Here is a 279-nt window from a genome sequence, read left to right as displayed (position 1 = left end):
TCGTTTCCTCCATCCGCTCTTCGCGGGTGAGAAGCCGGCCTTCATGCTCCTGGCGTTCGGCGAGGCGGCGAAGCGCGTTCTCGACGATGATGACGGCGCCGTCGACGATCAACCCGAAATCGAGCGCGCCGAGGCTCATCAGATTGCCCGACACGCCCAGCCCGTTCATTCCTGCGGCCGTCATCAACATGGTAATCGGGATGACTGCGGCGGTGATGAGCGCAGCGCGGATGTTGCCGAGCAGCAGGAACAGCACGACGATGACGAGCAGCGCGCCTT

The 279-nt window shown here is 63.8% G+C and carries 1 protein-coding gene; it reads right to left on the bottom strand.

Annotated elements, in window-relative coordinates:
• Window positions 1-279: efflux RND transporter permease subunit (locus tag AX685_RS19925; protein WP_156445735.1), on the bottom strand; the 279-nt coding region annotated here is incomplete at both ends.

Source organism: Sphingomonas sp. CCH9-F2 (genome assembly GCF_001556735.1).
Classification (GTDB): domain Bacteria; phylum Pseudomonadota; class Alphaproteobacteria; order Sphingomonadales; family Sphingomonadaceae; genus Sphingomonas; species Sphingomonas ginsenosidimutans.
The sequence above is the reverse complement of the archived record's forward strand: the minus strand, read 5'-3'. Positions and strand labels throughout refer to the sequence as shown.